The 21,029-nt window shown below is 73.0% G+C and carries 18 protein-coding genes, 1 tRNA gene and 2 pseudogenes; 4 read left to right on the forward strand and 17 right to left on the reverse strand.

The genetic code is table 11. From position 1 onward, the window contains the following. The 3 genes and pseudogenes from ACFP3V_RS26060 to ACFP3V_RS26070 all read left to right on the forward strand — a co-directional run. Window positions 1-601, forward strand: a pseudogene (locus tag ACFP3V_RS26060) (glycosyl hydrolase family 8); the annotation flags it as partial. A 132-nt stretch (window positions 602-733) separates the two neighbouring features. Further along, window positions 734-1,624, forward strand: a complete 891-nt coding sequence (locus ACFP3V_RS26065; RefSeq protein WP_380588235.1) for an SGNH/GDSL hydrolase family protein — start codon at window positions 734-736, stop codon at window positions 1,622-1,624. 47 nt (window positions 1,625-1,671) lie between these two features. Continuing rightward, window positions 1,672-3,408: a phosphatidylglycerol lysyltransferase domain-containing protein gene (locus ACFP3V_RS26070; RefSeq protein ID WP_380588238.1), complete on the forward strand. Its 1,737-nt coding sequence runs from the start codon at window positions 1,672-1,674 to the stop codon at window positions 3,406-3,408. A 13-nt stretch (window positions 3,409-3,421) separates the two neighbouring features. Here ACFP3V_RS26070 and ACFP3V_RS26075 read toward each other — a convergent pair whose 3' ends face one another. From ACFP3V_RS26075 to ACFP3V_RS26095, 5 genes are all read right to left on the reverse strand, one after another. Beyond that, window positions 3,422-4,216 carry a LuxR C-terminal-related transcriptional regulator gene (locus ACFP3V_RS26075; protein ID WP_380588241.1) on the reverse strand — a complete coding sequence of 265 codons (795 nt, stop codon included), beginning with the start codon at window positions 4,214-4,216 and terminating at the stop codon, window positions 3,422-3,424. A 773-nt stretch (window positions 4,217-4,989) separates the two neighbouring features. Then, complete coding sequence (gene galK / locus ACFP3V_RS26080) at window positions 4,990-6,171, reverse strand: galactokinase (RefSeq protein WP_380588244.1); 1,182 nt, start codon at window positions 6,169-6,171, stop codon at window positions 4,990-4,992. Window positions 6,172-6,196: 25 nt separating this feature from the next. Continuing rightward, complete coding sequence (gene galE, locus ACFP3V_RS26085; RefSeq protein WP_380588247.1) at window positions 6,197-7,162, reverse strand: UDP-glucose 4-epimerase GalE; 966 nt, start codon at window positions 7,160-7,162, stop codon at window positions 6,197-6,199. Then, window positions 7,159-8,283 (reverse strand): galactose-1-phosphate uridylyltransferase, encoded by a 1,125-nt coding sequence (gene galT, locus ACFP3V_RS26090; RefSeq protein ID WP_380588250.1) that lies wholly within the window; start codon window positions 8,281-8,283, stop codon window positions 7,159-7,161. The genes galE and galT overlap by 4 nt, the downstream gene beginning before the upstream one ends. Before the next feature lie 121 nt (window positions 8,284-8,404). Continuing rightward, window positions 8,405-9,073, reverse strand: coding sequence for a LuxR C-terminal-related transcriptional regulator (locus tag ACFP3V_RS26095; RefSeq protein WP_380588253.1), 669 nt, complete (start codon window positions 9,071-9,073; stop codon window positions 8,405-8,407). 168 nt (window positions 9,074-9,241) lie between these two features. Between ACFP3V_RS26095 and ACFP3V_RS26100 the strand changes: the two genes are divergently transcribed. Beyond that, window positions 9,242-9,850, forward strand: coding sequence for a nucleoside/nucleotide kinase family protein (locus ACFP3V_RS26100; RefSeq protein ID WP_380588255.1), 609 nt, complete (start codon window positions 9,242-9,244; stop codon window positions 9,848-9,850). Between the two features lie 53 nt (window positions 9,851-9,903). Here the strand turns inward: ACFP3V_RS26100 and ACFP3V_RS26105 are convergent. The 12 genes and pseudogenes from ACFP3V_RS26105 to ACFP3V_RS26160 form a co-directional block, all read right to left on the reverse strand. Further along, window positions 9,904-9,976 (reverse strand) — tRNA-Thr (locus ACFP3V_RS26105). A 361-nt stretch (window positions 9,977-10,337) separates the two neighbouring features. Further along, window positions 10,338-12,122, reverse strand: a complete 1,785-nt coding sequence (locus ACFP3V_RS26110) for an ABC-F family ATP-binding cassette domain-containing protein (RefSeq protein WP_380588258.1) — start codon at window positions 12,120-12,122, stop codon at window positions 10,338-10,340. Window positions 12,123-12,193: 71 nt separating this feature from the next. Next, window positions 12,194-12,826: an SMI1/KNR4 family protein gene (locus tag ACFP3V_RS26115; protein WP_380588261.1), complete on the reverse strand. Its 633-nt coding sequence runs from the start codon at window positions 12,824-12,826 to the stop codon at window positions 12,194-12,196. Then, window positions 12,823-13,668 (reverse strand): hypothetical protein, encoded by an 846-nt coding sequence (locus tag ACFP3V_RS26120; RefSeq protein WP_380588264.1) that lies wholly within the window; start codon window positions 13,666-13,668, stop codon window positions 12,823-12,825. The genes ACFP3V_RS26115 and ACFP3V_RS26120 overlap by 4 nt, the downstream gene beginning before the upstream one ends. Window positions 13,669-13,675: 7 nt before the next feature. Beyond that, window positions 13,676-14,335 (reverse strand): NucA/NucB deoxyribonuclease domain-containing protein, encoded by a 660-nt coding sequence (locus tag ACFP3V_RS26125; protein WP_380588267.1) that lies wholly within the window; start codon window positions 14,333-14,335, stop codon window positions 13,676-13,678. Beyond that, on the reverse strand, window positions 14,332-15,069 hold the full coding sequence (locus tag ACFP3V_RS26130) for a WXG100-like domain-containing protein (protein ID WP_380588270.1): 738 nt from the start codon (window positions 15,067-15,069) through the stop codon (window positions 14,332-14,334). The genes ACFP3V_RS26125 and ACFP3V_RS26130 overlap by 4 nt, the downstream gene beginning before the upstream one ends. 58 nt (window positions 15,070-15,127) lie before the next feature. Next, entirely contained in the window at window positions 15,128-16,045 is a 918-nt protein-coding gene (locus ACFP3V_RS26135) for a 4-(cytidine 5'-diphospho)-2-C-methyl-D-erythritol kinase (RefSeq protein WP_380588273.1), read from the reverse strand. A 27-nt stretch (window positions 16,046-16,072) separates the two neighbouring features. Continuing rightward, entirely contained in the window at window positions 16,073-16,972 is a 900-nt protein-coding gene (gene rsmA / locus ACFP3V_RS26140; protein ID WP_380588275.1) for a 16S rRNA (adenine(1518)-N(6)/adenine(1519)-N(6))-dimethyltransferase RsmA, read from the reverse strand. 270 nt (window positions 16,973-17,242) lie between these two features. Continuing rightward, window positions 17,243-17,482: pseudogene (locus ACFP3V_RS26145) on the reverse strand (transglycosylase family protein); the annotation flags it as partial. Between the two features lie 378 nt (window positions 17,483-17,860). Further along, complete coding sequence (locus ACFP3V_RS26150; RefSeq protein ID WP_380588278.1) at window positions 17,861-18,733, reverse strand: TatD family hydrolase; 873 nt, start codon at window positions 18,731-18,733, stop codon at window positions 17,861-17,863. Window positions 18,734-18,759: 26 nt separating this feature from the next. Next, entirely contained in the window at window positions 18,760-20,361 is a 1,602-nt protein-coding gene (gene metG / locus ACFP3V_RS26155; RefSeq protein WP_380588281.1) for a methionine--tRNA ligase, read from the reverse strand. Between the two features lie 24 nt (window positions 20,362-20,385). Then, a complete protein-coding gene (locus ACFP3V_RS26160; protein ID WP_380588284.1) occupies window positions 20,386-20,784 on the reverse strand; it encodes a hypothetical protein in 399 nt (132 codons plus the stop codon). Window positions 20,785-21,029 lie beyond the last annotated feature (245 nt).

Here is a 21,029-nt window from a genome sequence, read left to right on the forward strand (position 1 = left end):
CCCGTCCGACATGATGCTCGACCACCTGCGCGCCTTCGCGAAGTACGACACGGCACACGACTGGAACAAGGTGGTCACCCGCACCGAGGCCGTCATCGGCGAGTTCACCGCCGCGTACTCCGCGTCCTCCGGGCTGCTGTCCGACTTCGTCGTCAACGCGAACACGACCGGCCCGAAGCCGGCCCCGGCGAACTACCAGGAGGACCAACCCGACAACATCGTCGGCTACAACTCCATCCGCGTCCCCTGGCACCTGGGGACCGACGCGCTCCTGTACGGCCCCACCACGGCGGCGACCTCCTTCGCGGACGCGAAGAAGTGGTCCGCCTGCGCCAAGAAGCTGTCCGGCGGCAACCCGGCCAAGGTCCAGCCGCACCTCAAGCTGAGCTGCGCCAACGGCAACGTCTCGGGGGACACCCAGGCCGAGGAGGCCGGCGACTCGGTGGGCCCGGCGGCCATGGCCCCCGGCGACCAGGCGTGGACCGACGCCATCTGGAAGCAGCTCGGCAGCAACCCGTTCGGGGACGGCTACTACGGCGAGACCATCAAGATGCTGGTCTACCTGGTGATGTCCGGGAACTACTGGAACCCGGTCGGCTGAACCCCGGCCCGCCCCGGCGGAAGTCCGCCCCGCGGAACTCCGGCACTGCACGAGTCTTGCGGGAAGCTACTCGCGGGTTGTCTACTCCCGGTCCGGGGCCGCAACGCGGCGGCCCCGGAGAGGGGGACCACCTTGCTCACCCGTGTCAGCCGGGCCCTTGCCACCGCCGTCGGCGTACTGGCCCTCGGCCTCGCCACCGCCGGGCCGGCCTCGGCCCACGACGGCGGCGGCCACCACCAGCCGGACTACTACGTCTCGCTGGGCGACTCGCTCGCCGCCGGCTACCAGCCCGACGTCCGCAAGGACACGGACGTCTCCTACACGGACCAGCTCTACGCCCGCCTCAAGCAGAGCGATCCGGACCTGGTGCACATCAAGCTCGGCTGCAGCGGCGAGACCACCGGCACACTGATCGACGGCGGCATCTGCAGCTACCCGGGGGCGACCTCCCAACTCGACGCCGCCGTACAGTTCCTGCGCGAGCACCGCGGCCACGTCCGGTACGTCACGCTGGACATCGGCGCCAACGACGTGGACCACTGCCTGGCCACCGGCAGCATCGACCTCGCCTGCACCCAGCAGGGCCTGGCGACGATCGCGCAGAACCTGCCGCAGATCACCCGGTCCCTGCGCAGGGCCGGCGGCGGCTCCCCCGCGTACGCGGGCATGAACTACTACGACCCCTTCCTCGCGGTCTGGCTGACCGGGCCGGCCGGGCAGCAGACGGCCACCCAGTCCACCCTGCTGGGCGCCGAGTTGAACGGGGTGGAGGCGCTCGGTCTGGCCGCCGGCGGGTTCCGGGTCGCCGACGCCGCGTCCGCGTTCAGCACCTTCGACTTCACCGACCAGGCGACCCTGCCCGGCGTCGGCCAGGTGCCGCTGAACGTGGCCCGGATCTGCCAGTGGACCTGGATGTGCACCCCGTACCACGACATCCACGCCACGCCCCAGGGCCACGCCGTGCTGGCGGACGCCTTCGCGAACGCCCTGCGGCACGGACGCTGGGACGGGTGGGACGACTGACGGCGTCATGAGTCGGGGCGGTCCTGACCCTGTGTCATGATGCGGACGTGTCCTCAGAAAAGCCGACAAAGGGTACGGATCGCCCCGGCGGCGGCAGGCTGGAGGCCTGGCGCCCCCGGGCCGCCACCGCGGTCGTCTGGTACCTGCGGCTGGCCGCCCTGCTCAACCTGCTCGGCGCGGTGGTGACGCCGTTCCGGGCCCAGGTCACCCGGCACAACACCGGCGAGTACTTCACTCCCTACCTGATCACCGCCGGCTTCACCTCGGCGGTGGTCGCGGCCTTCCTCGCGGTCATGATGCGGCGGCGCAAGCGCGCCGCCTGGATCGCCAACGTCGTGCTCGTCGCGCTCTACCTGGCCACGGTGGTGCTGGTGCTGACCGCCTACGGGGAGGTGCGCGAGCACCCCTCCGACTGGGTCTCCGCCGCGATCAGCGCTCTGCTGCTGGTCGCGCTGCTGATCGGCCGGCGCGAGTTCCACGCCAAGGGCGACCGGTCCAACCCCCGACTGGCCCTGGCGGTGCTGGTCGGCGGCGGCATCGTCGGCATGCTCGTCGGCACGGTGCTGGTCGCGCTGACCGACCGGACCCACGACTCCACCGTGTGGAACCAGATGAACTACGCGCTGCTGCGCGTCTACACGCTGGCCCCGGCCGGCAAGGAGTACCACGGGGTGCTCCCGCCGCACTGGGTGGACGTGGTCATCAACGTGATGAGCGTGGCCATCCTGCTGCTCGTCCTCTACGTGCTGTTCCGCGCGCCCAAGGGCACCGAATACCTGTGCCCCGAGGACGAGGAGCGGCTGCGCGCCCTGCTCGACCGGCACGGCGACCGCGACTCGCTCGGCTACTTCGCGCTGCGCCGCGACAAGAGCGTCATCTTCTCCCCCAGCGGCAAGGCCGCCGTCGCCTACCGGGTCGCCAGCGGCGTCTCGCTGGCGTCCGCCGACCCGGTGGGCGACGTCGAGGCCTGGCCGGGAGCCATCGACCGCTGGCTGGCGCAGGCCGAGGAGCACGGCTGGATCCCCGCGGTCATCGGAGCGGGCGAGGAGGGCGGCACCGTCTACGCCCGCCACGGGCTCAACGCGCTGGAGCTGGGCGACGAGGCCGTGGTCGAGGTCGCCGACTTCTCCCTGGACGGCCGCGCGATGCGCGGTGTCCGGCAGGCGCACAAGCGGGTGCAGCGCGCCGGATACACCGTCAGGATCCGGCGCCACGAGGACATTCCGCGGGAGGAGATGGAGGAGCTGGTCGCGCTGGCCGACCGCTGGCGGGACGGGCAGACCGAACGCGGCTTCTCGATGGCCCTGGGCCGGCTGGGCGACCCGTCCGACGGGCGCTGCGTCATGGTCGAGTGCATGGACGGGGACGGCGAGCGCCGGGCACTGCTGAGCTTCGTCCCCTGGGGCCGGGAGGGCCTGTCGCTGGACCTGATGCGCCGGGACCGGGATTCGGACAACGGCCTGATCGAGTACATGGTGCTGGAACTCATCGCCCATGGCGAGGAGTTCGGGGTGCGCCGGATCTCGCTCAACTTCGCCATGTTCCGCGCCGTCTTCGAGCGGGGCGGGAAGCTGGGCGCGGGTCCGGTGCTGCGGCTGTGGCGGGAGGTGCTGCTGTTCTTCTCGCGGTGGTGGCAGATCGAGTCGCTGTACCGGGCCAACGCGAAGTACCGGCCGATCTGGGAGCCCCGCTACCTGCTGTTCTCCCGCACCGCCGACCTCCCTCGGATCGGCCTGGCGGCAGCCCGGGCGGAGGGCTTCCTGTCCCTGCCCTGGCACCGGTGAGGCCCGGGAGGCATCAGGGCTCGAGCGGCCCGACGCCGGCCCTGCGGGCGACGGCCACGGCGGCGAGCGTGCTGTGCACGCCGAGCTTGCCGAGGACGTTCTGCATGTGGGTGCGCACGGTGTGGGGGGACAGGTACAGCCGGTCGGCGACCGCCTGCCGCCCCAGGCCCGCCACCATGCAGCGCAGCACCTGCTTCTCACGGGGCGTCAGGGACTCGACCAGCCGCTCGCTCTCGCTGCGGTCGCGCCGGGCGGCGGTGAGTTCGCGGATCACTCCGGTCAGCAGCGCGGGTGGGACGTGGGTCTCGTCCTTGAGCACGCCGCGCACCACCGACATCAGCCGGTTGAGCGAACTCTCCTTCGCCACCCACCCGTTGGCCCCCGCCTGGAGGGCGCGGACGACGGCGACCGGGTCCTCGGCGGTGGACAGCACGACCACGCGGAGCGTGGGCTGGGCCGCCCGGGCCTGACCGACGAGCGCCAGCGCGTCCCCGGGCGGCGCGGGGGGCGTGCGCGGGGGCGCCGCTTGGGGCGCCCGGCGCTGCGGCGGCACGTGGGCGACGACGGCCGCGGCCGCGGCGGCGGGCTGCTGGGGCGACGGCAGCGGCGTGCCGGGACCGAGCTCGGCGTCCACGAGCAGGACGTGGAACGGGCGGTTCTCCGCTGCCGCGCGCTCGAGCGCCCGGTCCGCGCCGGCGGCGGAGCCGGCGGCGGCGACCTCCACCTCGGGCTCGGCGGCGAGCGCGGTGGCGAGCGCCTCGGCGAAGATGCGGTGCCCGTCCGCGACCAGGATCCGGATACGCCCCATGGTTTCCCCCTGCGGTGCGCTTGCGGCTGCGCCGCCCCCTAGGCACCCCAGGGTAGGACCCACCCGCCCCGCAGCGGCGGCACTTCCCCCCAACTCACCCGTTCCGGCGAAGCCCGGCCCCGGCGCGCGCCGTCGCGGGCCCGCGAGGCGCGGCGAAGCGGCTCCGCGCGCTGGAACCGGGGCCGGACAGGCCGACCGGGTCGCGGTGCCCGGCGGTGGGGACTCCCGGCCGAAGACCGGGGAAGACCGTGCCGGGCGCGGAAACACGGTGGACCTGTCCGCACACGCCACCAGCGACCCGCGAGGCGCGGCGAAGCGGCTCCGCGCGCTGGAACCGGGGCCGGACAGGCCGACCGGGTCGCGGTGCCCGGCGGTGGGGACTCCCGGCCGAAGACCGGGGAAGACCGTGCCGGGCGCGCGGAAACACGGTGGACCTGTCCGCACACCCCACCAGCGACCCGCGAGGCGCGGCGAAGCCGCGCGCTCCACCCCCTCGCGGCCACGCCGCAAGCACGCGCAGCGAGCACACGAACCCGGCATCACACCCCGGCGACGAAGGCGAGGGGCTTCGGCAGGGTCTCGGCGACCAGCGTGCGGTCGCCCGCCTGGAGGGCCGGTTGCTTGCGCCGGAGGGCGAGGCGCGGACGTCCGGCGCCCATGGGCAGCCGCCTGGGAAGTCCGGCCGCCCCGCGCGGTCGGACCTCCCTCCGGCGTTGAGCCGACAGGAGCCGCGAAGCCGTGGCGCCGCCGCACCCGTGAGGTCGGCGCCCGGGTTACTCCGCCGTGGGGGCGACGCGGCGGGCGCCGGGGGCGGGGGTGGCGAGGAAGGAGGTGGGGGCGTTCCAGGCGTGCGAGGCGAACGCGGAGGTGACCGCTTCGGCGATGGCGGGAGCCAGGTCGGGCGTCGTGAGGACGATGACACAGCCGCCGAAGCCGCCGCCCGTCTGGCGGGCGCCGAGCGCGCCCTGGGCCAGGGCGGTCTCGACCACCAGGTCGGACTGCGGGCAGGAGATCCGGAAGTCGTCCCGCTGCGAGGCGTGACCCGCCGTCAGGACCGGGCCCAGGGCCCGGAACTCGCCGGCGTCGAGCAGCCGCACCGCCTCCCGGACCCGGTCGTTCTCGGTCAGCACGTGCCGGGCCAGCCGCTGCGCCTCCTCGTCGTCCGCCAGGGCGGCCAGGGCCGCGTCCACGTCCTCGACGTCCCGCAGCGCGGGCACGCCCAGCAGCCGGGCCGCGCGCTCGCAGCCGGACCGGCGGTGGCGGTACTCGCCGTCCGCGTGGCCGTGCTCGACGCGGGTGTCCACGACGAGCAGCGCCAGGCCCGCCCCGGCGAGGTCCAGGGGCACCTGACGCTGCGACAGGTCGCGGGTGTCGAGGAACAGCGCCGCGCCCTCCGCACAGCACAGCGAGGCCGTCTGGTCCATGACGCCCACCGGGGCGCCGACGTAGTCGTTCTCCGACCGCTGGGCCAGCCGGGCCAGCGTCGGGCGGTCGATGCCGAGCCCGAACAGCTCGTCGCACGCCAGCAGCAGCGCGCACTCCAGGGCGGCGGACGAGGACAGGCCGGCGCCGGTGGGCACGTCGCTGTCCAGGTGCAGGTCCAGGCCGGACAGGGCGTGGCCCTGCTCGCGCAGCACCCACAGCGCGCCCGCGAGGTAGGCGCCCCAGCCCGGCACCGAGCCCGGCCGCAGCGAGTCGAGGGTGAACTCGACCGTGCCGCCCGCGCCTTGGGCGCTGTGCAGCCGCACGACGCCGTCGGCCCGGCGGGCGACGGCGAGGCGGGCGGCCTGCGGCAGGGCGACGGGCAGCACGAAGCCGTCGTTGTAGTCGGTGTGCTCGCCGATCAGGTTGACCCGGCCGGGCGCCTGCCAGACCCCTTCGGGCTCGCTGCCGTAGAGGGCCGCGAACTCCTTGGAGACCTTCTCGACGACGGCGTCGAGCTGCTGCTGCGTCACTGCTTCCCCTACTCCTACTGCTGGGCTACTGCTGCTCGTTGAGCGACAGGGTGAAGTTCCAGGCGTCCGCCACGATCGCGTCCAGGTCGGTGCGGCGCGGCTGCCACCCGAGCACGGTGCGGGCGCGCTCGGCGGAGGCGACCAGGACGGCGGGGTCGCCGGGGCGGCGCTCGGCGGTGACGGCCGGGATGTCACGGCCCGTCACCCGTCGCACGGCGTCGATGACCTGGCGCACCGAGAAGCCCTCGCCGTTGCCGAGATTGCAGATCAGGTGCTCGCCGGGGGTCGCGGCGTCGAGGGCCAGCAGATGGGCCTCGGCCAGGTCGGCGACGTGGATGTAGTCGCGGATGCAGGTGCCGTCCGGGGTCGGGTAGTCCTCGCCGTAGACGGCGATGTGCGGGCGCTTGCCCAGGGCGGCCTGGATGACCAGCGGGATCAGGTGCGACTCTGGGTCGTGCCGCTCGCCCTGGACGCCGTACGCGCCCGCGACGTTGAAGTAGCGCAGCGAGACCGCGGCCAGGCCGTGGGCGTTCGCCTCGCTGGTGATCATGTGGTCGACGGCGAGCTTGGTGGCGCCGTAGGGGTTGGTCGGCGCGGTGCGGGCGGTCTCCGGGATCGGCACCTGCTCCGGCTCGCCGTAGACGGCGGCGGTGGAGGAGAAGACCAGACGCCGCACGTCCGCCTTGCGCATGGCCGACAGCAGTTCCAGGGAGCCGGCGGCGTTGTTGCGCCAGTACTTCTCCGGGTCCGCCACGGACTCGCCGACCTGGGAGGAGGCGGCGAAGTGCAGCACGCCGTCGAAGGAGGCGTCGAGGACGTCGGCCGCGTCCTGGATCCGGCCGCGGACGAACTGGGCTCCCGCGGGCACGGACTCGGCGAAGCCGGTGGACAGGTCGTCCAGGACGACGACCTGGTGGCCCGCCTCGATCAGGTGGGCGGCGACGACACCGCCGACATAGCCGGCCCCACCGGTGACCAGGTACTTCTTCATGCACCGACCTCTCGCAGCCGACGCGCCGCCTGCTCAGGCGACACGTCGTTGATGAACACGTCCATGGCCGACTCGGACCCGGCCAGGAACTTGAGCTTCCCCACGGTACGACGGATCGTGAAGAGCTCCATGTGAAGTGCCAGTTCACCGCCCCCGCCGGGACCGTGGGCGGTGGGCGCCTGGTGCCAGGCCGAGATGTACGGCGTCCTGTTGACGCCGCTGCCGGTGCCGCCGCCGTCCTCGGTGCGGAACAGCAGGTCGAAGCGGCGCAGCAGGTCCAGGTAGAGGGGCGCCCACTCGGCGCGCTCGGCCTCGGTCAGCGCGCGCAGGTCGGCCACGCGCCGGTTGGGGTAGAGGTGGACCTCGTAGGGCCAGTGCGCGGCGTGCGGCACGAACGCGGTCCAGTGCTCGCCCTGGAGCACGATGCGGTCGCCCTGGGCGCGCTCGGCGGCCAGCAGGTCCTCGAAGAGGTTGCGGCCGGTGCGGCGGCGGTGCGCGGTGGCGGCGGCGGTCATCCGCTCGGTGCGCGGGGTGGTGAAGGGGTAGGCGTAGATCTGGCCGTGCGGGTGCTGCAGGGTGACGCCGATCTCCGCGCCGCGGTTCTCGAAGGGGAAGACCTGGACCACGCCGGGGAGTTGGGAGAGCTCCTCGGTGCGGTCGGTCCAGGCGTCGAGCACCAGGCGGGCCTGGTCGGGCGTCAGATCGGCGAAGGACGCGTCGTGGTCGGAGGTGAAGCAGACCACCTCGCAGCGGCCGACGCCGGGGCGGCTGAGCTCCGGGAAGGGCCCGGTGGCGGTGTCGCCCAGGACGGGGTGGGGCGAGAGCGAGGGGAAGCGGTTCTCGAAGACGACGACGTCGTAGGAGGAGTCCGGGATCTCGCTGTGGCGTCCGTCCTGGGAGGGGCACAGCGGGCACTCGTCCGCCGGCGGGTGGTAGATGCGGCCCTGCCGGTGCGAGGCGATGACCACCCACTCGTCGAGCACGGGGTCGTAGCGCAGCTCGGACGAGGTCGCGGTCTGCGGCAGCGGGCGCTGGTCCACGGCGTCGCGGACGGTGTCGTCGGCCGCGTCGTAGTAGATCAACTCACGGCCGTCGGCCAGGCGCGTGCTGGTCCTCTTCACTGCGGGCGCTCCGTCCAGGTTCGACAGTTGATGCCAACATAATCAAACACAGAAGCGCAGCAGTCAACAGCCCAGTTCAGGCCAGGATGCGAGAAGTCGTTGGTGTTTGTTTCTGTTCGGTTCAGACCCGGCTGACGCGGTCCAGCAGGCCGGTGCGGGCGGCCAGCGCGGCGGCCTCCAGCCGGGTCCGCGCGCCCAGCTTCATCAGCACCCGCTGCACGTGGGTGCGCGCCGTGCTCGCCGCGATCGCCATTCCGGCCGCGATCTCCCGGGTGTCCTGCCCCTCTGCGATCCGCGCCAGCACCTCCGCCTCCCGGCGGGTCAGCAGCCGCAGCAGCCGCATGGCCTCGTCGTCGGGCTCCGACCCCGGGCGCAGCAGCTGCTCGAAGGCGGACCGCAGCACGTCCGGCGCGACCGCCGACTCCCCCGCCCGCACCCGGGCCAGGGCCCGGTCCACCACCTCGATCCGCTCGTCCTGCCGGACGTATCCGGCCGCGCCCGCGGCGAAGGCGGCGGCGACGCCGCCCGCCGGGGTCACCGCGCCCATCACCACGACCGCGACCTCGGGCCGTTCACGCCGGATCCGGCGCACGACGTCGAAGACGCCCGGCTCGTCCGCGTGCGCGACCCCCAGCAGGCAGACCTCGGGCCTGCGGTTCACCACGAGGTCGGCGGCGACGCCGACCGGGGTGCCCACGGCCAGCACCCGGTGGCCCCGCAGCTGCAGCGCGGCGGCCAAGGCCTCGGCCAGCAGTCGGTGGTCGTCCACGACCACGAGCCGTACGCCCACGGAAGCCTCTTTCGGAAGCGGTAGTCGCACCCCTCGGGGGCGCGGTGGCGCACCGCCCCGCCCGACAGGCCGGGGCTGCGCCGGAGGGTGGCGAGCTGACGCACCATCAGAACGCAATCCGTGTACGGAGTGCCAGCGGAGCGTCCTGCTCCGGGGACAATGGCCGGTATGGATCTCGTGGAGCGCGCCCTTGCCCTCGCCGCCCGCAAGCCGCGCGCCGTCCTGGGGCTGGCCGGGCCGCCCGCCGCCGGCAAGTCGACCCTGGCGCAGCGCCTGGTGGAAGCCGTGCCCGGCGCGGCCTACCTGCCGCTCGACGGCTTCCACCTCTCCAACGCCCAACTCGCCCGCCTCGGGCTCACCCACCGCAAGGGCTCCCCGCCCAGCTTCGACGCGCACGGCTACGCCGCGCTGCTGGCCCGGGTCGTCGCCGCGCCCGAGCACGACATCTACGCGCCGGACTACGACCGCACCCTGCACGAGCCCGTGGCCGCCCGGCACCTGATCCCGCCCGCCGCCACCCTGGTCGTCACCGAGGGGAACTACCTCGCGCTGGACGCCCCCGGCTGGCGGGAGGCCCGGGCGCTGATCGACGAACTCTGGTACGTGGACGCCCCCGACGCCGTGCGCGAGCAGCGGCTGACCAGCCGCCACCTGGGCAACGGCTCCTCTCCCGACCGCACCCGATTCCGGGTCGAGGAGAACGACCGGCCCAACGGCGAACTCGTCAAGGCCGCACGGGACCGCGCCGATCTGGTGGTCACCGGCTGCTCCGACTGAGGCGGGCCGAACGCCGAAGGCCCGCACCGTGACCGGTGCGGGCCTTCCTGGCGAGCCCCCAAACGGAATCGAACCGTTGACCTTCTCCTTACCATGGAGACGCTCTGCCGACTGAGCTATAGGGGCGAACGAGGAAGACCATACCTGGTCAGCGGCCGGGATGGGAAATCGCCTGCGGGGCCGCTACTCGATCACCGACGGATTGGCCCGGGGCACGCAACGCGTCCACGCCTCGGGCGGGGCCGAGCAGAGCCGACGGCGCGCGGGGCGGGCCGACCGCCGCAGCACGGGCGCAGGCGGCGGCACCCGCGCCGCCGGGCACCGGGCGACCCCGCCGATGACCCCCGGGTCCGCCAAGGCGCCTTCTGCTGACGGATGTTGACGGCGGGCACGCATGCGGCTCCCCCTCTCCGGCCACGAGCCGCCGCCAGCCTAGGCACGGCCGACGGCAGCCACCACGGGGACGGGCCGGTTCCACCCGAAAGAGTCAGGCCTCCTCGGCCAGCTCCAGCCAGGTCAGCTCCAGTTCCTCGCGCTCCTCGCGCAGCGCCCGCAGCTGCGCGTCCAGCTCCGCGACCTTGCCGAAGTCCGAGGCGTTGTCGGCCAGTTGCTGGTGCAGCTTGGCCTCCTTCTCGTCCAGCTTCGCCAACTGCCGCTCGATGCGCTGCAGCTCCTTCTTCGCGGCGCGGGTGTCCCCGCCGGACTTCTTCGGCGCGGGCGCCGGCGCCGCCGCCGCGGCCTGGGCCTCGCGGCGCTCCAGGTACTCGTCGATGCCGCGCGGCAGCATCCGCAGCCGCCCGTCGCCCAGCAGCGCCCAGACGTTGTCGGTGGTGCGCTCGATGAAGTAGCGGTCGTGGGAGATGACCACGAGCGAGCCGGGCCAGCCGTCGAGCAGGTCCTCCAGCTGGCTCAGCGTCTCGATGTCGAGGTCGTTGGTGGGCTCGTCCAGGAACAGCACGTTGGGCTCGTCCATCAGCAGCCGCAGCAGCTGCAGCCGACGGCGCTCACCTCCGGAGAGGTCGGCCACCGGCGTCCACTGCTTCTCCTTGGTGAAGCCGAAGGTCTCGCAGAGCTGACTGGCCGACATCTCGCGGCCCCTGCCCAGGTCCACCCGGCCCCTGATCTGCTCCACCGCCTCCAACACCCGCAGCTCGCCCGGGAGTTCGGCGACCTCCTGGGACAGGTAGGCCAGCTTCACCGTCCTGCCGACGACGACCTTGCCGGCCGCCGGCTGCCGCTCGCCGTCGCTGGCCCAGGCGACCTGCATGGTGCGCATGAAGGACGTCTTGCCCGCGCCGTTGACGCCGACCAGGCCGATCCGGTCGCCGGGACCCAGCTGCCAGGTCAGGTGCTCCAGCAGCGTCTTCGGCCCGGCCGTGACGGTGACGTCCTCCAGGTCGAAGACGGTCTTGCCCAGGCGGGAGTTGGCGAACTTCATCAGCTCGACGCGGTCGCGCGGCGGCGGGACGTCCGCGATCAGCTCGTTGGCGGCCTCGACCCGGAACCGCGGCTTGGAGGTGCGGGCCGGTGCGCCGCGGCGCAGCCAGGCGAGCTCCTTGCGGATCAGGTTCTGCCGCTTGGTCTCCTCCGTCGCCGCGATCCGGGCGCGTTCGGCACGGGCGAAGACGTAGTCGGAGTATCCGCCCTCGTACTCGTGCACGGTCCCGGCCTGGACGTCCCACATCCGGGTGCAGACCTGGTCCAGGAACCAGCGGTCGTGGGTGACCACGACGAGGGCGATCCGGCGGTCGCGGAGGTGGCCCGCCAGCCAGGCGATGCCCTCGACGTCGAGGTGGTTGGTGGGCTCGTCGAGGACCAGCAGGTCGTGCTCCTCGATCAGCAGCTTGGCCAGGGCGATGCGGCGGCGCTCGCCGCCGGAGAGCGGGCCGATGACGGTGTCCAGGCCCTGCCCGAAGCCGGGCAGGTCGAGGCCGCCGAAGAGCCCGGTCAGCACGTCGCGGATGCGGGCGTCGCCGGCCCACTGGTGGTCCGCCTTGTCCCCGACCACCTCGTGACGGATCGTCGCCTTCGGGTCGAGCGCGTCGCCCTGGGCGAGAACGCCGATGCGCAGCCCGCCGGTGTGGGTCACCCGCCCGGAGTCCGGCTCCTCCCGCTTGGCGAGGATCTGGGTCAGCGTCGTCTTGCCGTCGCCGTTGCGACCGACGACACCGATGCGGTCCCCCTCGCTGACGCCGACGGACACGCCGTCGAGCACGGCTCGGGTGCCGAAGACCTTGGTGACGCCTTCGACGGTGACCAGGTTGACTGCCACGAAATCTCCTGCGGAGGACTGCCGGGAACCCGTCCAGCCTAGGCCCTCCCGGCCCGGGAGCCCGCAGGGTCTCAGCTCAGGCGGATGTTGACGGTGGCTCCGTCGGGGAGGTCGTGGACCTGCTGGGCGATCGGGCCGCGGATGCGCATGGCGGTGACGGCGTCGTAGGCGACGAAGTTGTCGAAGTCGTACCCGCCACCGGCGACGAAGAAGGTGCGGGGCACCAGCCGCTCGTTCGGGTCCAGGGCGCCGCGCTCCTGCTGGTAGGCGTAGGCGAACGAGGCCGCGCCGTTGACGTCCGGGTCGGCCAGCAGCCAGGCGGCCCAGTCCTCCAGCGACTCGCCCAGCACCTCGTCCCGGGCGGTCTCCGGGTCGAAGCGGACGACCTCCTTGCCCTCGACGACGGCGAACTGGACGCCGAAGATGTCCTGCGCGAAGCAGAACAGGTCGTCGGCGAGGCCGTCGTAGGTGTCCTTCCAGGTGTCCTCGCGGTTCCAGCTGAGCAGGTCCGCGCCCAAGCCCTCGTCGCCCGCGCGGAAGACCTGGACGCCCGCGTTGAACAGGAAGAAGCCGTTGGTCCGGGAGATCACCCGGCCCAGCTCGGCCAGCGGGCCGCTCTCCACGCCGAAGTCCAGCTCGATCGAGGGCCCCATCGGGCCCCGGGCCCGGCCCAGCAGGGTCTCCAGTGCGGTGGTGTCGCTCATGACTGCTGCGTCCTGTCCTTCGCCTCGGGCCCGATCGGGGTGGTCAGGTAGTACTCCCGAACCCTATCCGTGACCAGCGGGCGCAGGTGCACGTTGGCAACCGGCTCGGTGGGGAGTGCGGAGGCCGTGTCGAAGGGCCACCAGCGCGCATGTGCCGCGAGCAGCAGCTCCTCGCCCGTGGCGAGGTCGCCCCGCAGGCCGTGGCAGCCGGCCAGCCAGAGGCAGACGCTGAAGTCGTCCGGCAGTTCACCGGTCTCCTGCCGGATCCGCTCGGCCCGGTCGAAGTCGCTGATGTCGTGCAGGACCCGCCAGTAGGTGAACTTCCGGTCGCGCGGCAGCGAGGCGTAGTCCTCCTCCAGGACCCACGATCCGATGACGCCGTCCGGGGACTGCGGGTCCCGGCCCCAGTTGAACCAGAAGTTCTGGTCCTCGGCCGCGGGCGTGGTCTCCAGGCGCCGGACCGCGTCGTCGATGCGCCGGCGCAGCACCCGGCCCTCCGGGACGCGGTCGGCCAGAGCCGCCAGCCGCGGCTGCGCAGGGACGCCGGTCCGCCATTCCGCGTGCAGCAGCGCGTTCACCAGTGTCTGGCCGTGGTCGCAGAGTTCACCCCCGAGCGGGCCGTCGCTGCGGATCAGGGTCTCGGCCAGGTCCGCCGCCTCGGTGAAGGCGTCCTGCCACTGCAGGATCTCCACCGCCGCGGAGGCGGCCACCCACGCCTCCCCGCGGTCGCCGTCCACGCGGCGGGCGGTCGCGAGCAGCCCCGGCAGTTCGTCACGGAACCTCCCGCCCCGGGCCCGCGACACGGCCTGCTCCGTTCCGTCCCAGTCCTTCGGATCACGCACTGGACGCCTACCTCACTGTGATCTTCACTCGTGTGCCGTCGGGGAGGCTGTGCAGCGCGCTCCCCATGGCGGACCCGGAACCCCGGTTGTCGCTCTCCGGAATGTACTTGACGCTTGCTCCGGTTCCGCCCTCCTTGAACATCGCGGGCGGGTACTCGTCGCGGTCCAGCGGCGGGGCGGTGGCGATTCCCCGCAGGGAGTCGGTCCGGCGGGCGTCAGCCCCGCCGCGGTCGATGGTGAGGACCGTGGGGTGCGGGGAGCCGGGCACGCCGCTGGAGGGAGGGCCGCTGAAGCTGACGCCGCTCTGCGCCTCGTGGATGTGCTGGGCGGACTCGGGGTACTTCCTGGAGTCGACGACCAGTTCGACGTCGTAGTCGCGTCGGCCGCCCAGCGCGGCGTCGATCTTCGAGCGGGCGTCGGCCTGCTGCCGGATGCGCCTGCGCGACCCGCGTCCGGTCTTTCCGTCGTTCTTGGCGATCTTCTCGGCCAGGCTGACCAGCTCGTGGGCGTGGCGGGCGTCGGCCTCGGTGATGTTCTTGACGACCTGGGCGGTGCCGTGGCCGGCCGAGTGGTACATGTCGCTGACGGCCTTGGCGGCGTCCTTGCTGAGGGTGCGGCCGACGCGGGCCGCGGCCTCCTCCAGGGCCTTGGCTATGGGGTGGCTCACGAGAAGCTCACCCCCGAGGCGACGGCGGCGAACCGGGCGCCGTGTCCCTGGACCTCCTCGGCGTGGCCGTGGAGCAGCTGCGCGTGGCGCATCATCTCCTCGGGGTGGATCCGGAAGCCCTGGCCCGGGCCGCCTGCTCCGGCCCCGTCGCCCGGCGTGCCGAGCGCGGCTTCCACTCCCTTGAACGCCAGCCCGGCGAGGGCGCGTTCGACGGTCTGCTCCAGCGGGCCGACGGCCTCGTTGATCAGCGCGCCGATCAACTCCTGCTCGGCGGTCTGGATCAGGCCGTTGACGACCTTCTTGGTCGCCTCGATCAGCAGCGCCTCCGCGGCCTCGGCCGCGCCCAGGGTGGCCACGGCGGCGGCCTGGTCGGCGACGAACTCGGCTGCCATGATCCCGAGTTCGGTGATGACGGCGAGCTTCATGGCGACGATGCCGTCGGCGGCGATCTCCAGCGCGGCGGCGGTGAACTCGCACGCCTGCACCAGCTCGGACATGTGGCTGTCCGAGCGCATCCCCCAGGCGGCCACCAACTGCTCGTAGGAGTCGGCCTGGTAGTGCTCGCCCAGTTGGCGAATCGTTTCACCGGCCGCCTGATGGGTCGCGTCCACGCTACGGCCGAACTCGCGCACGTGGCCTGCGAACTCGCGGACCTTGTCCTCGTTCACCTGCGGCCAGTTGACGCCGATCAGGTTGATGACCCAGACCAGCTCACCCGGTAGTTCGATCGCCATCGCGCCCCCAGCACATCCCCCATCGCGTACGAAGCGATCGAAATACTACGGGTATGTGTCAAAGCAGGACAGCCCCGGGGACGGGACCGGCCGCGGTCCTGACGTTGCGACAGGTGCCGGACGCCGCAAGGGAGTCCGCGACCGAGGCGGCCTCGCGGGCGTCCTTCGCCAGGAACGCGCAGGTCGGCCCGGATCCGGAGACCAGTGCCCCGATCGCGCCGGCGTCCTGGCCCGCGCGCAGGGTGTCCGCCAGGGAGGGACGCAGCGACAGGGCCGCGGGCTGCAGGTCGTTGCTGAGCGCCGCGCCGAGGGCGGCGGCGTCGCCCTCGGCCAGGGCGGCCAGCAGCTTCGGATCGGCGGCGGGCGCGGGCACGCTGAACTCGTCCGCGCCGCCCGCGAGTTCGCGCAGCCGGTCGCACTCGCCGTAGACGGCGGGGGTGGACAGGCCGCCGTCGGCGACGGCGAAGACCCAGTGGAAGCTGCCGCTCGTCTCCACCCGCGTCAGCCGCTCGCCGCGCCCCTCCCCCAGGGCCACCCCGCCGTGCAGGGAGAACGGCACGTCACTGCCCAACTCCCCAGCCAGTTCGAAGAGTTCCTCGCGGCTCGCACCCAGCCCCCACAGCGCGTCGCAGGCGACCAGCGCCGCCGCGCCGTCAGCGCTGCCGCCGGCCATGCCGCCGGCGACGGGGATGTCCTTGGAGATGTGCAGGTGTGCCCTCGGCTCGACGCCGTACCGCGCGGCGAGCAGCCGGGCGGCCCGGGCGGCGAGGTTGCTGTCGTCGGTCGGCACGACGGCCGCGTCCGGGCCCTCGACGGTGATGGTCAGCGCGTCCGCGGCGGAGGCGGTGACGTGGTCGTAGAGCCCGACCGCGAAGAAGACCGTGGCCAGCCCGTGGAACCCGTCGGCGCGCCGCCCTCCCACGGCCAGCTGGACGTTGACCTTGGCCGGGACCCGGACGGTCAGGGACGAGGACACGCGGCTCTCCTCAGCGTCGTGCTGCAGTCAGCGGTTCGGGCGGTTCGGGCGGCTCGGGCGGTTCGGGCGGTTCTCGGCGATGCGGGCGAACTGATGGACCGTCAGCGCCTCGCCGCGGAGCTTGGGGTCGATCCCCGCGGCGACCAGCGCCTCCTCGGCGGCGGCCGGGCTGCCCGCCCAGGAGGCGAGCGCGGCGCGCAGCGTCTTGCGGCGCTGGGCGAAGGCGGCGTCCACGGCGGCGAAGACCTCCTCGCGGGAGGCGGTGGTCGCGATCGGCTCGGACCTGCGGATCAGCGAGACCAGTCCGGAGTCGACGTTGGGCGCCGGCCAGAAGACGTTCCGCCCGATCGCCCCGGCCCGCTTGACGTCGGCGTACCACTGGGCCTTGACCGAGGGGACGCCGTAGACCTTGTTCCCGGGCTGCGCGGCGAGCCGGTCGGCGACCTCGGACTGGACCATGACGAGCGTGCGCTCGATGGAGGGGAAGGTCTCCAGCATGTGCAGCAGGACCGGAACCGCCACGTTGTAGGGCAGGTTGGCGACCAGCGCGGTCGGCGTCGGCCCCGGCAGCTCGGTCACGGTCATGGCGTCGGCGTGCACGAGGTCGAAGTGGCCCGCCCGGTCGGGCATCCGCGCGGCCACGGTGGCCGGGAGGTGCTGCGCCAGCAGCGGGTCGATCTCGACGGCGGTGACGTGGTCGACGGCCTCCAGGAGCCCCAGCGTGAGCGAGCCCAGCCCCGGCCCCACCTCGACGACGGCGTCCTTCGGGGTGACCTCGGCTGCGCGCACGATCCGCCGGACGGTGTTGGCGTCGATGACGAAGTTCTGCCCGCGCTGCTTGGTGGGGCGGACGCCCAGGGCGCTCGCCAGCTCGCGGATGTCGGCAGGCCCGAGCAGCGGGCCGTCGGCGGATTCGGTGGTGCTCACCGCCCAAGCCTATCGGCAGCCCGACGCCCGTCCGCCAAGGCGCAGGCTCAGGCGGCGCAGCCGCCAGGAGCGCGAGGCTGTGGCCCATGTGCGGCTCCGCCGCCCGGGCGCGGCAGCCCACCCCGGCTCCACCGCCCGGGCGCGGCAGCCCACCACCGGCTCCGCCGCGTGGGCGCAACCGGCCCACCACTCGCGGAGGTTCGACCCGTTGATCGGGGACGGACCTCCCTCGGGGGTGGGCCGGTCGCGCGGTTCCCCGCGCNAGGGGGACTAACCAGCCGCGCGGGGGCCGCAGGAGGGCCAGGGGGAGGTGCCGCGGAGGTGGTAGAGGGTGCGGGCGCGGGCCGTCTGCTCGTCCGGTGGGGCGTCCTGCGGTCGCCCGTGGCCGCCCACCGCGTGCCAGGTGTGCACGTCGAACTGGTACAGCCCGCCGTAGCGCCCGCTCGGGTCCACCGCACGGGGGTTGCCGCCCGCCTCGCAGCGGGCCAGCGCCGCCCAGTTCAGCTCGCCCGTCCCGCTGCGCGTCCGCGGGGCCGGCGCGCGGTGCCGCCCTGCGGCCCGCCCGAGCTGGACCGGCTCGTAGCCCCGCTTCGGGCTCGCGTGCCGGGCCCGCCGCGCGGGCCTCGGCTCGGAACGCGACACCGCGGGCGCCTGCCGGGGCGGCAGCGGCACGTGCCGGACCTGCGCCACCGGGACCGCGAGGTCCGGCGCGTCGGCCACGAGTTCGGCGTCGGGACGTGATGAGCCGGGCAGGTCCGTGGCCCGGCCGCTCTCGGGCCGGTCGGCGAGCAGGGCCGACGGCCCGCCCACCAGCAGGGCCAGCACCAGTGCCTGCGGCAGCCTCGCGGAAGCGTTCACGCCCAGGTCAACGACCCGGGCGCGGTGACGTCACGCCAGTTCGAACGCGCGGGCGGTGTTCGCGGCGACGGCTGCCGCCAGCTGATCTTCCGTCAACTCCTTGACGGCGGCCATGGCCCGCAGCGTCACCGGGATCAGGTAGGGCGCGTTGGGCCGGCCGCGGAACGGCGCCGGGGTGAGGAAGGGCGCGTCCGTCTCCACCAGGATCCTGTCGAGCGGGGTGACCGCGAGGGCGTCCCGCAGGTGCTGGTTGGCCGGGAAGGTCACCGGTCCCGCGAAGGACAGGTAGTAGCCCGCCTCGGCGCAGACCTTGGCCATCTCGGCGTCGCCGGAGTAGCAGTGGAAGACGGTCCGCTCGGGCGCGCCCTCCTCCTCCAGGATCCGCAGTACGTCCTCGTGGGCGTCGCGGTCGTGGATGACGAGCGCCTTGCCGTGCTTCTTCGCGAGCGCGATGTGCCGCCGGAAGGACTCCTGCTGGACCTCGACGCCCTCGGGCCCGGTGCGGAAGTAGTCCAGACCGGTCTCGCCGACGCCGCGGACCTGCGGCAGCGCGGCGAGCGCGTCGATCTCGGCGAGCGCGGCGTCCAGCGCCGCGATCCCGCCCGGACCGCGGCGCTGCCCGCTCCAGCCGTCGGGGTCGCCGAGGACGATCCGCGGCGCCTCGTTGGGGTGCAGGGAGACGGTCGCGTGGACGTTCTCGTACCGCGCGGCGAGCTCGGCGGCCCACCGGGAGCCCGGAAGATCGCAGCCCACCTGCACCAGGGTGGTGACCCCGACCGACGCCGCCTTGGCGATGGCCGCGTCGACGTCGCCCTCCTGCATGTCCAGGTGGGTGTGCGAGTCGGCGACCGGAACCCGCAGCGGTTCCGGCAGCGGCGGGATGCCCTTCTTGCCCTCGGCCATGTCCACTCTCCGCGCCCCGAAAGGGACTACTTCTTGTCGTCCAGACGGGGGAAGAGGATCTCGCCCTTGGTGACGGTGACCCCGGCCGGAAGCGTGCCCCAGCGGGCGGCCTCGCCGATCCGCTGCTCGGACAGCGGCCCGAGTTCGGCCTCCGCGCCGAGGGAGTCCCAGAGCAGGCCGGACACGCGGGGCATGACCGGGTTCAGCAGGACCGCCGTCGCGCGCAGCGCCTCCGCGGCCGAGTAGAGGATCGTCGCCAGGCGGGCACGGCCCTCCTCGGACTCGTCCTTCGCGACCTTCCACGGCTCCTGCTCGGTGAGGTAGCCGTTGACCTGCTTGATGAAGTCGAAGATCGCGCCGATGCCGCCGGCGAAGTCCAGCTTCTCGCCGATCTTCTCGTCCGCCTCGGCGACGGCCCTGGCCAGGCCGTCCGCCAGCGCCGCCTCGGCGGGACCGCTCGCGGTGGCCGCGGGCAGCACGCCGTCGTAGTACTTGCCGACCATCGCGGCGACCCGGGAGGCCAGGTTGCCGAAGTCGTTGGCCAGTTCGCTGGTGTAGCGGGCGGCGAAGTCCTCCCAGGAGAAGGAGCCGTCGGTGCCGAAGGGGATCGCCCGCAGGAAGTAGTAGCGGTACGCGTCCACGCCGAAGTGCTCGGTCAGGTCCGTCGGCGCGATACCGGTCAGGTTGGACTTGCTCATCTTCTCGCCGCCGACCATCAGCCAGCCGTTGGCGACCACGCGCTTCGGCAGCGGCAGCCCGTTGGCCATCAGCATCGCGGGCCAGATGACCGCGTGGAAGCGGAGGATGTCCTTGCCCACCAGGTGCACGTCGGCCGGGAAGGTGGCGTCGAACTTCTCCTGGTCCGAGCCGTAGCCCACCGCCGTCGCGTAGTTGAGCAGCGCGTCGACCCAGACGTAGATGATGTGCTTGGGGTCCCAGGGGATCTGCACGCCCCAGTCGAAGGTGGACCGGGAGATCGACAGGTCCTGCAGGCCCTGCTCGACGAAACGGACCACCTCGTTGCGCGCGGACTCCGGCTGGATGAAGTCGGGGTTGGCCGCGTAGTGCTCCAGCAGCTTGGGCCCGTACTCGGAGAGCTTGAAGAAGTAGTTCTCCTCCTTCAGCATCTCCACCGGCTTCTTGTGGATCGGGCAGAGCTTCTGACCGGCGAACTCGCCCTCGCCGTCCAGCAGTTCACCCGGGGACTTGTACTCCTCGCAGCCGACGCAGTACGGGCCCTCGTAACCGCCCTCGTAGATCTCGCCCTTGTCGTGGAGGTCCTGGACGAACTCCTGGACGCGGTCCGTGTGGCGCTTCTCCGTGGTGCGGATGAAGTCGTCGTTGGCGATCTCGAGGTGCCGCCAGAGCGGCTTCCACGCCTCCTCGACCAGCTTGTCGCACCACTCCTGCGGCGAGACGCCGTTCGCCTCGGCGGTGCGCATGATCTTCTGACCGTGCTCGTCCGTGCCGGTGAGGTACCAGACCTGCTCACCGCGCTGGCGGTGCCAGCGCGTGAGCACGTCACCGGCGACGGTGGTGTACGCGTGGCCCAGGTGCGGGCGGTCGTTGACGTAGTAGATCGGCGTCGTCACGTAGTAACGCTTGCCGGTGTTGGGCGCGGCGGTCATGCGCCCCATGGTATCGGGACGGCGTCATGCCTCCGGCGTCGTCCGGTGGCTGAACGGCCAGGGCCAGTGGAAGTGCCGGCCGTGTGCGGTGCCGGCCTCGGCGCCGGGCGCGGCGGACTGCGCCGCGTGCCAGGCGCGGTCGACCTCGGAGACCCGTCCGGCGCGCATGATCCGGATGCGGTCCTCGCCGCAGCCGGGGCAGCTGGGCTTGGTGAGCGGGGAGGGAACGGGGACGCCATTGGCCCGGTACAGGTAGACGAGCCTGCCGCCCGCGTCCCGGACGTGCTCGATCTCGTAGGCCTGCTCCCAGCCGAAGCCGCAGTGCAGGCAAACGAAGGAGTACGCCTCGTGGGCGGTCTCCCCCACCCGCTTCTGCGGACGCGGGGAGGTGGTGGTGGCCGGGTCTCCGATGGTGTCGCTCATGGCGCTCTCCCGAAGTGCGGAGGTGAATTCCTCGACTTCAGCTATATCCCTGCGGGGGCGGCCAGGATGCCCCGCGACGGAAAGCTTGAACGGGAGTTGGTACTGGTCAGAACGGTCTTTAGCGTCACTTGGGAAGTCTTTGATGCTGGTGCACGGCGCCTCGCCCCACCCCGCCCCGCCCCTCCAGGGGCCCGGGGCTGCACTCGTGTGCGGCTCCGCCCGGAGGCGCAGCCCCCAGGGGCGCG

Source organism: Streptacidiphilus monticola, assembly GCF_042658505.1.
Lineage (GTDB): Bacteria > Actinomycetota > Actinomycetes > Streptomycetales > Streptomycetaceae > Streptacidiphilus > Streptacidiphilus monticola.

Bases quoted from the DNA above. Each gene is read 5' to 3' on its own strand.
- ACFP3V_RS26075 (WP_380588241.1), bottom strand. From the start codon at position 4,216: ATGGGGCGTATCCGGATCCTGGTCGCGGACGGGCACCGCATCTTCGCC.
- galE (WP_380588247.1), bottom strand. From the start codon at position 7,162: ATGAAGAAGTACCTGGTCACCGGTGGGGCCGGCTATGTCGGCGGTGTC.
- ACFP3V_RS26100 (WP_380588255.1), top strand. From the start codon at position 9,242: ATGGATCTCGTGGAGCGCGCCCTTGCCCTCGCCGCCCGCAAGCCGCGC.
- ACFP3V_RS26115 (WP_380588261.1), bottom strand. From the start codon at position 12,826: ATGAGCGACACCACCGCACTGGAGACCCTGCTGGGCCGGGCCCGGGGC.
- ACFP3V_RS26130 (WP_380588270.1), bottom strand. From the start codon at position 15,069: ATGGCGATCGAACTACCGGGTGAGCTGGTCTGGGTCATCAACCTGATC.
- ACFP3V_RS26150 (WP_380588278.1), bottom strand. From the start codon at position 18,733: ATGGCCGAGGGCAAGAAGGGCATCCCGCCGCTGCCGGAACCGCTGCGG.
- metG (WP_380588281.1), bottom strand. From the start codon at position 20,361: ATGACCGCCGCGCCCAACACCGGCAAGCGTTACTACGTGACGACGCCG.
- ACFP3V_RS26160 (WP_380588284.1), bottom strand. From the start codon at position 20,784: ATGAGCGACACCATCGGAGACCCGGCCACCACCACCTCCCCGCGTCCG.